At 65.4% G+C, this 12,556-nt stretch carries 12 protein-coding genes and 1 pseudogene; 8 read left to right on the top strand and 5 right to left on the bottom strand.

Going from position 1 to position 12,556, the window contains the following annotated elements; genetic code table 11:
* Positions 1 to 83, top strand: a pseudogene (locus BLV97_RS20890) (IS5/IS1182 family transposase); the annotation flags it as partial.
* A gap of 65 nt (positions 84 to 148) precedes the next feature.
* Here the strand turns inward: BLV97_RS20890 and BLV97_RS16670 are convergent.
* The 4 genes from BLV97_RS16670 to BLV97_RS16655 form a co-directional block, all read right to left on the bottom strand.
* Positions 149 to 637, bottom strand: a complete 489-nt coding sequence (locus BLV97_RS16670) for a hypothetical protein (protein ID WP_035838449.1) — start codon at positions 635 to 637, stop codon at positions 149 to 151.
* Positions 634 to 2,592 (bottom strand): DNA topoisomerase IV subunit B, encoded by a 1,959-nt coding sequence (gene parE / locus BLV97_RS16665; protein WP_035838447.1) that lies wholly within the window; start codon positions 2,590 to 2,592, stop codon positions 634 to 636. Before parE ends, BLV97_RS16670 begins: the two co-directional genes overlap by 4 nt.
* 285 nt (positions 2,593 to 2,877) lie before the next feature.
* Positions 2,878 to 3,204 (bottom strand): arsenate reductase family protein, encoded by a 327-nt coding sequence (locus BLV97_RS16660; RefSeq protein ID WP_035838445.1) that lies wholly within the window; start codon positions 3,202 to 3,204, stop codon positions 2,878 to 2,880.
* A gap of 79 nt (positions 3,205 to 3,283) precedes the next feature.
* Entirely contained in the window at positions 3,284 to 3,931 is a 648-nt protein-coding gene (locus BLV97_RS16655; protein WP_051645848.1) for a TetR/AcrR family transcriptional regulator, read from the bottom strand.
* Positions 3,932 to 4,058: 127 nt separating this feature from the next.
* Between BLV97_RS16655 and BLV97_RS16650 the strand changes: the two genes are divergently transcribed.
* From BLV97_RS16650 to BLV97_RS16625, 6 genes are all read left to right on the top strand, one after another.
* A complete protein-coding gene (locus BLV97_RS16650; RefSeq protein WP_035838443.1) occupies positions 4,059 to 5,309 on the top strand; it encodes a Zn-dependent hydrolase in 1,251 nt (416 codons plus the stop codon).
* A gap of 91 nt (positions 5,310 to 5,400) precedes the next feature.
* Positions 5,401 to 6,855 carry a dihydropyrimidinase gene (hydA, locus tag BLV97_RS16645; RefSeq protein WP_035838441.1) on the top strand — a complete coding sequence of 485 codons (1,455 nt, stop codon included), beginning with the start codon at positions 5,401 to 5,403 and terminating at the stop codon, positions 6,853 to 6,855.
* Entirely contained in the window at positions 6,856 to 7,653 is a 798-nt protein-coding gene (locus BLV97_RS16640; protein WP_035838439.1) for an ABC transporter ATP-binding protein, read from the top strand.
* 255 nt (positions 7,654 to 7,908) lie between these two features.
* On the top strand, positions 7,909 to 8,772 hold the full coding sequence (locus BLV97_RS16635; RefSeq protein ID WP_035838437.1) for an ABC transporter permease: 864 nt from the start codon (positions 7,909 to 7,911) through the stop codon (positions 8,770 to 8,772).
* Positions 8,769 to 9,620, top strand: a complete 852-nt coding sequence (locus BLV97_RS16630) for an ABC transporter permease (protein ID WP_035838435.1) — start codon at positions 8,769 to 8,771, stop codon at positions 9,618 to 9,620. Before BLV97_RS16635 ends, BLV97_RS16630 begins: the two co-directional genes overlap by 4 nt.
* A 59-nt stretch (positions 9,621 to 9,679) precedes the next feature.
* A complete protein-coding gene (locus BLV97_RS16625; RefSeq protein ID WP_035838433.1) occupies positions 9,680 to 10,666 on the top strand; it encodes an ABC transporter substrate-binding protein in 987 nt (328 codons plus the stop codon).
* On the opposite strand, the gene BLV97_RS16620 is transcribed toward BLV97_RS16625, so the two are convergent.
* Positions 10,641 to 11,444 (bottom strand): hypothetical protein, encoded by an 804-nt coding sequence (locus tag BLV97_RS16620; protein WP_035838432.1) that lies wholly within the window; start codon positions 11,442 to 11,444, stop codon positions 10,641 to 10,643. The genes BLV97_RS16625 and BLV97_RS16620 overlap by 26 nt on opposite strands.
* A 264-nt stretch (positions 11,445 to 11,708) precedes the next feature.
* On the opposite strand from BLV97_RS16620, the gene BLV97_RS16615 reads away from it, so the two are divergent.
* The gene (locus BLV97_RS16615; RefSeq protein WP_035838430.1) at positions 11,709 to 12,497 is read left to right on the top strand and encodes an exodeoxyribonuclease III; all 789 of its coding nucleotides are present in this window, start codon (positions 11,709 to 11,711) and stop codon (positions 12,495 to 12,497) included.
* Positions 12,498 to 12,556: the final 59 nt, after the last annotated feature.

Below are 12,556 nucleotides of genomic sequence, written 5' to 3'. Positions count from 1 at the left end.
GTGTCGCAACACGATACGATAGATGTCCGAAGGTCTTCCTCTCAGCCATCGCCCTTGCCGCAACTGTCATCTATTGGCTATGAGTCCTCACCCTAGGCACATGCGCCGCTATGGGTGGAATAACAAAAGGAATCATCTCTTCAGCTATTCATTTGTACTTCTCAAGGCCAATCCATGGCCGAAATTCAGTGTGTAACTTGTTCCGTTTTCCGTAAAGCCAAGAGAATTCTTCGTTTTCATTGCGTAGATATTCTTGATGCTCGGGGAGGTGAGCTGCTGTTGTCTGAAGCAAGTTCGATTGTTGCCTAAATTTGTATGCATGGGTGTAGATTTCTTCGAGATATTTGAAGAAATCTTCGTCAAATAGGAACCGCGCTTCCTGACTTTGAATATGAAAATTCGTAAGGGAGGCTGAAGTCAGTTTTCGATCGCTCAGTATGCCCTGTAGAAAGTCCCGGGTTCTTTCGAAAACAATATACCGCCGATCAAAAAGCCTTTCCTTCAGGTTTCCGCGGCTGACGTGCCACTGCTGCCATGCAATGCCAACGCCGAAAGCCGCTATCACTGGCGTAAGAAACGCCTTCAGATAGTCCACCCACAGCGGCAGTTGCGTGGACAGTTGCGAGGCCTCACTCACACATCCAGCTCCTCCACGAACCGCGCGTTTTCCTGGATATACTGGAACCGCAGTTCGGGCTTCTTGCCCATCAGCCGCTCGACCAGATCCCCGGTCTCGCCCGGCTCGTCCTCGTCGATCGTCACCCGGATCAGCTTGCGCGAGGACGGGTCCATCGTGGTTTCCTTCAGGTCCTTGGCGTCCATCTCGCCCAGACCCTTGAAGCGGCTCACGTCGATCTTGCCCTTGCCGCCCAGGCCCTTTTGCAGCCAGGCCTCCTTCTCGGCCTCGTCCAGCGCGTAGATCCGCTTCGCCCCTTGCGTGAGGCGGAACAGCGGCGGGCAGGCAAGGTACAGATGCCCCTGGTCGATCAGCGGCCGCATCTGGGTGAAGAAGAAGGTCATCAGAAGGCTGGCGATATGGGCGCCGTCCACGTCGGCGTCGGTCATGATGATGATCTTGTCGTAGCGCAGGTCATCGATGCGGAACTTGGTGCCAAGGCCGGTGCCCAGCGCCTGGGTCAGGTCGCTGATCTCCTGGTTGGTGCCCAGCTTGGAACTGGCCGCGCCCAGCACGTTCAGGATCTTGCCGCGCAGCGGCAGCAGCGCCTGGTTGACCCGGTTGCGCGCCATCTTGGCGCTGCCGCCGGCCGAATCGCCCTCGACGATGAACAGCTCGGTCCCGTCGCGGTTGGTGGCCGAGCAATCGACCAGCTTGCCGGGCAGCCGCAGCTTCTTGGTGGCGGTCTTGCGGGCGGTTTCCTTTTCCTGCCGCCGGCGCAGGCGTTCCTCGGCCCGCAGCACCAGGAAATCGAGGATCGCGCCCGCGGCCTTGGTGTCGGCGGCCAGCCAGTTGTCGAAATGGTCGCGCACCGCGCCTTCCACCAGACGCTGGGCCTCGGCGGTGGCCAGCCGGTCCTTGGTCTGGCCGACGAATTCGGGTTCCGCGATGAAGGCCGAGATCAGCGCGCAGCCGCCGCCCAGAAGGTCCTCGCGGCTGATCTGCCCGGCCTTCTTGTTGTTCACCAATTCCCCATAGGCGCGGATCCCCTTCAGGACCGCGGCCCAGAAGCCGGCCTCATGCGTTCCGCCCTCGGGGGTGGGCACGGTGTTGCAGTAGCTTTGCGTGAAGCCGTCGCGCGCCGGCGTCCAGTTGATCGCCCATTCGACGCGGCCGGGGACGCCGAACTTTTCTTGGAATTCCACCCGGCCGGCGAACGGGCGGTCGGCATAGGTCGAAGCCTGGCCCAGCGTCTCGTTCAGGTAATCCGACAGCCCGCCGGGAAAGTGGAAGGTGGCCTCCATCGGCGTGTCGCCATCGGGGATCGCGGTCTTCCAGCGGATTTCGACGCCCGAGAACAGGTAAGCCTTCGAGCGCACCATCTGCATCAGCCGCGCCGGCTTGAAGCGGTGATGGCCGAAGATCTGCTCGTCGGCATGGAAGCTGGTCGTGGTGCCGCGCCGGTTCGGAGCAGCGCCCAGATGCTGCAGCGGCCCCTGCGGGACCCCGCGCGAGAATTCCTGCGCCACCAGTTCGCGGTTGCGCGCCACCTCCACCCGCATCCGGTCCGACAGCGCGTTCACCACCGAGGCGCCGACCCCGTGCAGGCCGCCCGATGTCTGATAGGCCTTGCCCGAGAACTTGCCGCCCGCGTGCAGGGTGCACAGGATCACCTCCAGCGCCGACTTGCCCGGGAATTTAGGGTGCGGATCGAAGGGCATGCCGCGGCCGTTGTCGCGGATCGTGACGGTGTAATCGGCGGCCAGCTCCACCTCGATCCGGGTCGCATGGCCCGCGACGGCCTCGTCCATGGAGTTGTCGAGGATCTCGGCCACCAGGTGGTGCAGGGCGCGTTCGTCCGTGCCGCCGATATACATGCCGGGGCGCTTGCGCACGGGTTCCAGCCCCTCGAGCACCTCGATCGAAGAGGCGTCATAGCTGGCGGAGGGGTCGGCGGAGAGGAGGTCGTCGGCCATGGGATGCTCGGGGCTCGGTCGTTTCTGGATTGGTTCGGGCGACTATCCCACCCTTGGGGGCTTCACGCAAGGCCAGGGCAATATCTGGGGGAGGGAGAGCGGGAAGCCTTGGGCGCCAAATTCACGCGCCGCTGGCGTATTTGGGGAACGATGAAAGGCAGATCGTCTTCTTCCTGGTCCGGACACCGCGTGGGGGCGCCATCGGTGCGCGATTGGTCCGCGCGCCGATGACGACGGGGTGTGCCCCCCGGGGGGGCCGGATCGGCAAGGCAGGCGGGGCCGCGATCAGACCCCCCAGACGGCCTGGGACTTGGCGTCCCAGCCCAGCGTCATCTTGTCGTCTTCGGCGATGAGGGGGCGTTTCATCAGCGTGGGCTGCGCCAGAAGCTGGGCCTCGGTTTCGGATTCGCGCAGCCAGTCCGACAGGCCGCGCCAGGTGGTCGACTTGCGGTTGACCAGGGCGTCGCCGAATTCGGCGATGAAGGGCGCCCATTCGGCCTCGGTCAGAGGTGTGGCGCGGATGTCGCGAAAGGTCACGTCGCGGCCCGCGCCTTCCAGCGCCTTGCGCGCCTTCTTGCAACTGTCGCAGGTGGCGATACCGTAAAGGATCATGGCGGAATTCCGTGTTGGGGCGGGATCAGCCCCCTGCCTAGCGCGGGGCGCGGGCAAAGACCATGGGCGGCGCTGCGCGTCAGGCCACGCCGATGCCGCGCAGGATCAGTTCCTTGACGCTGGCCTTGGCGGCGGCCCACTGGGCGCGGGTCAACGGCTTGCCGCCGTTCAAGGTTTCGATCTGGTGGTTGAAATCGGCGTAGTGCTGGGTCGTGGCCCAGAGCATGTAGAGCAGGTGCTCGGGGTTCATCGGCGCCATCTTGCCCTCGGCGATCCAGCGCTCGATCACCTTGACGCGGCCTGCGGTCCAGTTGCGCAGCGTGGTCTCCAGATAGTCCTGGATCACCGGCGCGCCGTGCATCACCTCGGACGCCCAGACTTTTGACCCGTTCGGATGGCGGCGCGAGATTTCCATCTTCGCGTCGATATAGGCGCCGATGCCCTGGGCCGGATCCGCAGCGCCGTCCATCGTATCCGCCGCGCGCAGCCAGATCTCGAAGATCCGTTCGACCACCGCGCGGTAGAGCGCCTCTTTGGTGGCGAAATAGTAATGCAGGTTGGCCTTGGGCAGCCCGGCGAGATCGGCGATCAGCTGCATCGTGGCGCCGCCGTAACCGGCCTCGGCAAAGACCGTCTCGGCCGCCGTCAGAATCGCTTCCTCGGTCGCCTGGCGTTGCGCCTCGCGGCGCCCGATTTTTGGGCGCTCAACGCCGGATTCGTCATTCACCCGCTGCGATCTCCCCAGAAAATTGTTGACCACTTGGTCAGCGCGTGGCCTGCTGAACCCTGACCATACGGTCAGAATTGGATTCGTCGCAAGAGGGCACCGAAGCCCCGCCGACAGGGAGAATGACATGGCTGCACCCGGAGAAAACCTCCGCATCGATCCCGCACGTCTGTGGGAATCGCTCATGGAAATGGCCAAGATCGGGCCGGGCGTCGCGGGGGGCAACAACCGCCAGACGCTGACCGATGCCGATGCCGAGGGACGCGCGCTGTTCCGGAAATGGTGCGAGGAGGCGGGTCTGACGATGGGCGTCGACAGCATGGGCAACATGTTCGCGACCCGTCCGGGCGAGGACGCGCAGGCGCTGCCGGTCTACATGGGCAGCCATCTCGATACCCAGCCCACGGGCGGTAAATATGACGGCGTGCTGGGTGTTCTGGGCGGGCTTGAGGCGATCCGCACGATGAACGACCTGGGCATCAGGACGAAGCACCCGATCGTGGTCACCAACTGGACCAACGAGGAGGGCACGCGCTTTGCCCCCGCGATGCTGGCCTCGGGGGTCTTCGCGGGCGTTCATACCCAGGATTGGGCCTATGGGCGCGAGGATGCCGAGGGCAAGAGTTTCGGCGACGAGATCAAGCGCATCGGCTGGGTCGGGGACGAAGAGGTCGGCGCGCGCAAGATGCATGCGATGTTCGAGCTGCACATCGAACAGGGCCCGATCCTGGAGGCCGAGGGCAAGGAGATCGGCGTCGTGACCCATGGCCAGGGGCTGAGCTGGACCCAGGTGACGATCACCGGCAAGGACAGCCACACCGGATCGACCCCCATGCCGATGCGCAAGAACGCGGGCCTTGGCATGGCGCGGGTGTTGCAGCTGGTGGACGAGATCGCCTGGTCGCATGCCCCTCATGCGGTGGGTGCGGCGGGGCATGTCGACGTCTACCCCAATTCGCGCAACGTGATCCCGGGGCGCGTGGTGTTCACGGTCGATTTCCGCTCGCCCGAGCTTGCGGTGATCAAGGACATGGAGGAACGGCTGAAGGCCGGCGCGCGCGAGATCTGCGATGAGATGGGCTTGGGGGTGGAATTCGAGAAGGTCGGCGGCTTCGATCCGGTCACCTTCGACGAAGGCTGCGTGGCGGCGGTGCGGGGCGCGGCCGAGCGGCTGGGATACAGCCACATGAACATCATCTCGGGGGCGGGGCACGATGCCTGCTGGATCAACCGCGTGGCGCCGACGGCGATGATCATGTGCCCCTGCGTGGGCGGGCTGAGCCACAACGAGGCCGAGGAGATCAGCCCCGAATGGGCCGCCGCGGGCACCGATGTGCTGCTGCACGCGGTGCTGGAGACCGCGGAGATCGTGGAATAGCGCCGGGGGGCCAGCCCCCCGGACCCCCCGGAGTACTTTCACCAAGATGAAGGGGCTTTGGGGCTTCTTTCGGACGGACAGGGAGACAAACATGACCACTGTCATCAAGAACGGAACCATCGTCACTGCGGATCTGACCTACAAGGCCGATGTGCTGGTCGAGGGCGGCAAGATCACCCAGATCGGGCCGGATCTGAAGGGTGATGAAGTGTTGGATGCAACGGGCTGTTATGTGATGCCCGGCGGGATTGATCCGCACACCCATCTGGAGATGCCCTTCATGGGCACCTATTCGGCGGATGATTTTGAGAGCGGCACGCGCGCGGCGTTGTCGGGCGGCACCACAATGGTGGTGGATTTCGCGCTGCCCTCGCCGGGCCAGGGGCTTCTGGACGCCTTGCAGATGTGGGACAACAAATCGACCCGCGCCCATTGCGATTACAGCTTCCACATGGCGATCACCTGGTGGTCCGAGCAGGTCTTTGACGAGATGAAGACCGTGGTGCAGGAGCGCGGCATCAACACCTTCAAGCATTTCATGGCCTACAAGGGCGCCTTGATGGTCAATGACGACGAGCTTTACGCCAGCTTCAGCCGCTGTGCCGAGCTGGGCGCGATCCCGCTGGTCCACGCCGAGAACGGCGACGTCGTGGCGGAACTGTCGGCCAAGCTGCTGGCGGCCGGCAACAACGGCCCCGAGGCGCATGCCTATTCGCGCCCCCCCCAGGTCGAGGGCGAGGCGACCAACCGCGCGATCATGATCGCCGACATGGCCGGCGTGCCGCTTTATGTGGTGCACACCAGCTGCGAGGAAAGCCACGAGGCGATCCGCCGCGCGCGCCAGCAGGGCAAACGGGTGTGGGGCGAGCCGCTGATCCAGCACCTGACGCTGGATGAAAGCGAATATTTCGACAAGGACTGGGACCACGCGGCGCGCCGGGTGATGAGCCCGCCCTTCCGCAACAAGCAGCACCAGGACAGCCTTTGGGCCGGGCTGGCCGCTGGATCGCTTTCGGTCGTGGCGACGGATCATTGTGCCTTCACCACCGATCAGAAGCGGTATGGGGTGGGCGATTTCACCAAGATCCCGAACGGGACCGGGGGGCTGGAGGACCGGCTGCCGATGCTTTGGACCCACGGGGTGAATACCGGGCGGATCACGCCGAACGAATTCGTGGCCGTGACCTCGACCAACATCGCCAAGATCCTGAACATCTATCCCAGGAAGGGCGCGGTGCTGGTGGGGGCGGATGCAGACCTGATCGTTTGGGACCCTTTGCGGGAGAAGACGATCAGCGCGAAGACCCAGCAATCGGCGATCGATTACAACGTCTTCGAGGGCAAGCATGTGAAGGGTCTGCCGCGCTTCACCCTGACGCGCGGCCGCGTCGCGGTGCACGACGGCGAGATCCGGCCCAAGGAGGGGCATGGTGAATTTGTCAAGCGTCCGGCCAATGGCGCCGTCAACCGGGCGCTCAGCAGTTGGAAGGAACTGACCGCGCCGCGCCCGGTGCAGCGTTCCGGCATCCCGGCGAGCGGGGTCTAGATGAAGGATACGCTCGACCGCGCCACGGTGATCGAGGCGAAGGGCCTCGATCTGGCGTTCCAGACCGCCGACGGGCCGGTGCAGGCGCTCAAGGACGTGACCCTGACGGTCGGGAGGGGTGAGTTCGTCTCGTTCATCGGCCCCTCGGGTTGCGGCAAGACCACCTTCCTGCGCGCCATCGCGGCGCTGGAAACGCCGACTGGCGGCATGCTCAGCGTGAACGGCATGACCCCGGACGAAGCGCGCCGCGCCCGCGCCTATGGCTATGTCTTCCAGGCCGCGGGGCTGTATCCCTGGCGCACGATCGCCGGCAACGTCAAGTTGCCGCTGGAAATCATGGGCTTCCCCCGGGCCGAGCAGGATCGGCGGGTTGCGCAGGTGCTGGAACTGGTCGACCTGGCGGGCTTCGGCAAGAAATTTCCCTGGCAGTTGTCGGGCGGGATGCAGCAACGCGCCTCGATCGCGCGGGCGCTGGCCTTCGACGCCGATATCCTGTTGATGGACGAACCCTTCGGTGCGCTGGACGAGATCGTGCGCGATCGCCTGAACGAAGAGCTTCTGAAGCTTTGGGCACGGACAGGCAAGACCATTGGTTTCGTGACCCATTCGATTCCCGAGGCGGTGTATCTTTCCACCAAGATCGTGGTGATGTCGCCGCGCCCGGGCCGGATCACCGACGTGATCGACAGCCCGCTGCCGCAGGAGCGCCCGCTGGACATCCGCGACAGCCGCGAATTCATCGAGGTCGCCCACCGCGTGCGCGAAGGGCTGAGGGCAGGACATAGCTATGAGGTATAGCTTGCAACGGGCTGCCGCGTGGCAATCGGCCCGGGGGATGACGAAGCGCCGCCGCCCCCCGGTGCCGTCCCGCGCTTTGGGAAAGGACGCGGGCGCCCCTTTCATCGTTCACGGTCATCGGCTCGCCAGCCTGTACCGTGGCGCCATTGAATCCCGAAATCCTTTCATTGTTCTTAAAATACGCAAGACATGGCGCGGGATGCGGGCGCGGCAGGCGTATTTGGGGAACAATGAAAGCAGGGCGGGGGCGCTGGCATGAGATTGGTGGTTCCCATCCTGACCGTCGTCGCGGCGATCGTCGCGCTATGGTATGCGGGGTCGGTCTGGATGAATTCGCAATGGACGCTGGATCAGGCGGCGCGCAACAAGCAGACGCTCAGCTTCACCCAGATCGTGCGGGACACGATGGACCAGAAGCGGCCGGTGCTGCCGGCGCCGCATCAGGTGGCCGAGGGGCTATGGCAGGGCGTCTTCGGCCAGGCGGTGACCTCGAAACGCAGCCTCGTCTATCATGCCTGGATCACGCTGTCGGCGACGCTGCTGGGCTTTGCCATCGGCGCCGGGCTGGGGGTGCTGCTGGCGGTGGGGATCGTGCACAACCGGGCGATGGACATGTCCGTGATGCCCTGGGCGATCGCCAGCCAGACCATTCCGATCCTCGCTATCGCGCCGATGATCATCGTGGTCATGGCCTCGATCGGCGTCACCGGGCTCTTTCCGAAGGCGGTAATCAGCGCCTATCTGAGCTTCTTTCCCGTCGTTGTGGGCATGGTGAAGGGCTTTCGTAGCCCCGATGCGATGCAGCTCGATCTGTTGCGCACCTATTCGGCGAGCCGGGCGCAGACGTTCTGGAAGCTGCGCTTTCCTGCCTCGATGCCCTATTTCTTCACCTCGCTGAAGATCGCCGCCGCGGCCGCGCTGGTGGGGGCGATCGTCGGCGAATTGCCCACCGGCGCGGTCGCCGGCCTTGGCGCGCGGCTGTTGTCGGGCAGCTATTACGGCCAGACCGTGATGATCTGGTCGGCGCTGTTCATGGCCGCGATCGTGGCGGCGGCGATGGTCGGCGTCATCGGCGCGCTGCAGGCGGTCACGCTGAAGCGGATGGGGATGCGGCAATGATCTGGATCGCCTTCGCCTTCCTCTTCTGGGCCGGTGCCTGGGCGCTGAACGCGCGGCTGGCGAACGGGCCGGCGGCGGGGACGCGCGCTGTGCGGCTGATCGTGCCGTCGCTGTTCGGCCTCACCCTTCTCGTGATGTGGGAGGCCGTGGTGCGCGGACTGAACGTGCCCCAGGTGATCCTGCCCACCCCCACCGAGATCGCGGTGCAGATCTCGGAAAGCCTGCCGATCCTGTGGGTGGATTTCGTCCAGACCTTCATGAAGGGGGCGCTGTCGGGCTATGCGATCGGGTGCGCGGCCGCGGTGCTGGTGGCGGTGCTGATCGACCGCTCGCCCTTCCTGCAGCGCGGCCTCTTGCCGGTGGGCAATTTCGCCGCCGCGCTGCCGATCGTGGGCACGGCACCGATCCTGGTGATGTGGTTCGGCTTCGGCTGGCAGTCGAAATCGGCGGTGGTGGTGGCGATGGTCTTCTTTCCGGTGCTGGTCAACGCGGTCGAAGGCCTGGCCGCCAGCGAACGCATGCAGCGCGACCTGATGGCCACCTATTCGGCCAGCTACTGGCAGACGCTTTGGAAGCTGCGGCTTCCCGCCGCGATGCCCTTCATCTTCAACGGTCTCAAGATCGCGACGACGCTGGCGCTGATCGGTGCCATCGTGGCGGAGTTCTTCGGCTCGCCCATCGTCGGCATGGGCTTTCGCATCTCGGCAGAGGTCGGGCGGCTGAACCTGCCGATGGTCTGGGCCGAAATCACGGTGGCGGCGCTGGCGGGCAGCGCCTTCTACGGGATTGTGGCGATGATCGAGAAGGCGGTGACCTTCTGGCATCCGTCGCAACGCGCGCGGGGGTAAGCCTGCGCAAATCAATCACGGGACCGGGACCAACCCGGCCCGCCAACACGGAGGTATTTATGAAGAAACTCTTTGCAGGGGCAATCGCGGGGGTGCTGATGGCCGGGGGGGCACATGCCGCCGACCACATCACGCTGCAACTGAAATGGGTCACCCAGGCCCAGTTCGCGGGCTATTACGTCGCCAAGGACAAGGGCTTCTACAAGAAGGAAGGTCTTGACGTCACCATCAAGCCTGGCGGGCCGGACATCGCCCCCGAGCAGGTGATCGCCGGCGGCGGCGCCGATGTCATTGTCGACTGGATGGCCGCGGCGCTGGCGGCGCGCGAAAAGGGCCTGCCGCTGGTCAACATCGCCCAGCCGTTCAAGGAAGGCGGGCTGGAGCTGACCTGCCTGAAATCGACCGGCATCAAGTCGCCCGAGGATTTCCCCGGCCATACGCTGGGGGTCTGGTTCTATGGCAACGAATATCCGTTCTATGCCTGGATGGCCAAGCTGAAGATCCCGACCAATGGCGGCAAGGACGGGGTGACGGTGCTCAAGCAGGGCTTCAACGTCGATCCGCTGCTGCAGCATCAGGCCGATTGCATCTCGGTCATGACCTATAACGAATACGGCCAGGTGCTGGATGCGGGCATCAAGCCCGATCAGCTGGTCACCTTCAACTACCTCAAGGAAGGCGTGGGGATGCTGGAGGACGGGCTGTATGTGCTTGAGCCCAAGCTGAAGGATCCCAAGTTCAAGGCCGATATGGTCAAGTTCGTCCGCGCCTCGATGGAAGGCTGGAAATGGGCCGTCGCCCATCCCGACGAAGCCGCGAAGATCGTGCTCGACAACGACGCCTCCGGGGCACAGACCCTCAAGCATCAGGAATACATGATGCATCAGGTGGCGAAGCTGATCGGCAGCGGCGCGCTGAATGTCGAACAATACAAGGAGACGGTGCACACGCTTCTGTCGGCGGTGTCACCGTCGAATCCGGCGATCACCAAGCAGCCCGAGGGCGCCTGGACGCACGAGATCACCGATGCGGCGCTGAAACAGTAGAGCCGGAGGTTTCCGTATTCTGGAAGGCCCCGGAAGACCGGGGCCTTTCGCTTTGCGACGCCGGCGGCGCGGGATGCGGGGCTGCGGCTTTCGCCGTGGCCGCGGTGGCGGCGCGGGCGGTCGCGTCAGACAGCCGGGGGCGCGGGCGCGGCGCGATCGGGGCCGGGCGCAGGCGCGGAGGCTGCGCGGCACGACCCGTGGCAAGCGGGCCCGGACGGGTGGTTGCCGTCTTGCCCGCCGCCTTCGCGCCCAAGGGTTTCGGCGGCGCGGGGGTGATGCCCGGGACCCAGCTGTCGAACCGCGCCGAAATGCGTGTGCCGTCCTCGGGCAACAGCTTGCCGTTGCGGCGCGCCGGATACAGCGTGCCCGACATCCGTCCGCGGATCTTCAGCCAACCGCCATCGGTGCGGACCCGGGCAAGATGCAGGGTCAGGCTGCGTGGCATCTTCGCCTCCAACGTGCCGTCGCGCGACTCGGGCAGGGCGATGCGTCCGCTGACCGCCCGGCCATCCTTCACCACCAGTTCCATCAGCAGAAGGTCGGTCGCCCGCGGCCCCTGCCACAGGATCGACAGCTGCCGGCCTTCGGGCCGCGCCTCCCACCCCGAGCCGGCGTCGGCGGCGTCGGTGACGCGATAGGCGATCCGGTGCCGGCCGATGTCCATCGTCATCCGCCCCAGCGTGGTGGCCCGTGCAGGGGCCGCGGCCAGTCCGGCCAGCGCCGCGCAGGCGACCGCCAGGGCAAGGGCGGAAAGGATGGGCAGGGCGGGGCGGTGCATGGGGTCTCCGATCGTTGCGGCGATATTCGCCCGCCGCGCGCCCGGGTTCAAGCCGGCGTGCGGGCGGCGGGTTTCAGCGGGGGGGGCTGCTGTGAAGGGGGCTTGGCGCGGGCCGCGCGGCGCGATCCGGCGCCGTGCCGCAAACCGGGTTGAGGCCGCCCGGCCCAGCCCCTATCCTACGCCCCGAAGCCCCCCAATGCCCCCAAGGAACGCCCACGCGCGCCCGCAAGGCCCCTCCCCAGACCATTCCCAAGGACCTTTTCCATGCCCTTCACGCTTGCGACCTGGAACATCAACTCGATTCGCCTGCGCGCCGCCCTGGTTGCCCGGCTGTTGCGTGAAGAGGCGCCCGATGTGCTGTGCCTGCAGGAATGCAAAAGCCCGGTCGACAAGATGCCCCTCGATGTCTTCCGCGCGCAGGGCTACACCCATTGCGTCGCGCGCGGGCAAAAGTGCTATAACGGCGTGGCGATCCTGTCGCGGCTGCCGCTCGAGGATTGCGGAGACCGCGATTTCGCCGATCTCGGCCACGCCCGCCATGTGGCGGCACGGCTGGAGAACGGGGTGACGATCCACAATTTCTATGTCCCCGCCGGTGGCGATATCCCCGACCGCGCGCAAAATGAGAAATTCGGCCAGAAGCTGGACTACCTGACCGCGATGCGCGACCATTTCCACGCCGAGCGGCCCAAGCGCTCGATCCTGGTCGGCGATCTCAACATCGCCCCGCGCGAGGATGACGTATGGAATCACAAGCAATTGCTGAAGGTGGTCAGCCACACCCCGGTCGAGGTCGCCCAACTGGCCGAGACCCAGGGCGCCGGCGGCTGGGTCGATGTGACCCGCAAGGACATCCCCGAGGGCAATCTGTATTCCTGGTGGTCCTACCGCTCGCCGGATTGGGACGCGGCGGACAAGGGCCGGCGGCTCGATCACGTCTGGGCCTCGCCCGACATCGCGAATGCCGCGCATTCCAGCCGCATCCTGCGCGCCGTGCGCGGCTGGGATCAGCCCTCGGATCATGCCCCGGTCTTCGCCAGCTTCGATCTGTGATCAGGCGGGGATCGGGGCGCCGCCGCCGGCCGGTATGCTGCGCAAGGGGCAATTGCCCC

This window comes from Allgaiera indica, from assembly GCF_900106675.1.
GTDB classification, from domain to species: Bacteria; Pseudomonadota; Alphaproteobacteria; order Rhodobacterales; family Rhodobacteraceae; genus Acidimangrovimonas; species Acidimangrovimonas indica.
The sequence above is the reverse complement of the archived record's forward strand: the minus strand, read 5'-3'. Positions and strand labels throughout refer to the sequence as shown.

Coding starts and splice junctions, on each gene's coding strand:
- parE (WP_035838447.1), bottom strand. CDS start 2,592: ATGGCCGACGACCTCCTCTCCGCCGACCCCTCCGCCAGCTATGACGCC.
- BLV97_RS16635 (WP_035838437.1), top strand. CDS start 7,909: ATGAGATTGGTGGTTCCCATCCTGACCGTCGTCGCGGCGATCGTCGCG.
- BLV97_RS16620 (WP_035838432.1), bottom strand. CDS start 11,444: ATGCACCGCCCCGCCCTGCCCATCCTTTCCGCCCTTGCCCTGGCGGTC.
- hydA (WP_035838441.1), top strand. CDS start 5,401: ATGACCACTGTCATCAAGAACGGAACCATCGTCACTGCGGATCTGACC.
- BLV97_RS16640 (WP_035838439.1), top strand. CDS start 6,856: ATGAAGGATACGCTCGACCGCGCCACGGTGATCGAGGCGAAGGGCCTC.
- BLV97_RS16625 (WP_035838433.1), top strand. CDS start 9,680: ATGAAGAAACTCTTTGCAGGGGCAATCGCGGGGGTGCTGATGGCCGGG.
- BLV97_RS16615 (WP_035838430.1), top strand. CDS start 11,709: ATGCCCTTCACGCTTGCGACCTGGAACATCAACTCGATTCGCCTGCGC.
- BLV97_RS16660 (WP_035838445.1), bottom strand. CDS start 3,204: ATGATCCTTTACGGTATCGCCACCTGCGACAGTTGCAAGAAGGCGCGC.
- BLV97_RS16630 (WP_035838435.1), top strand. CDS start 8,769: ATGATCTGGATCGCCTTCGCCTTCCTCTTCTGGGCCGGTGCCTGGGCG.
- BLV97_RS16650 (WP_035838443.1), top strand. CDS start 4,059: ATGGCTGCACCCGGAGAAAACCTCCGCATCGATCCCGCACGTCTGTGG.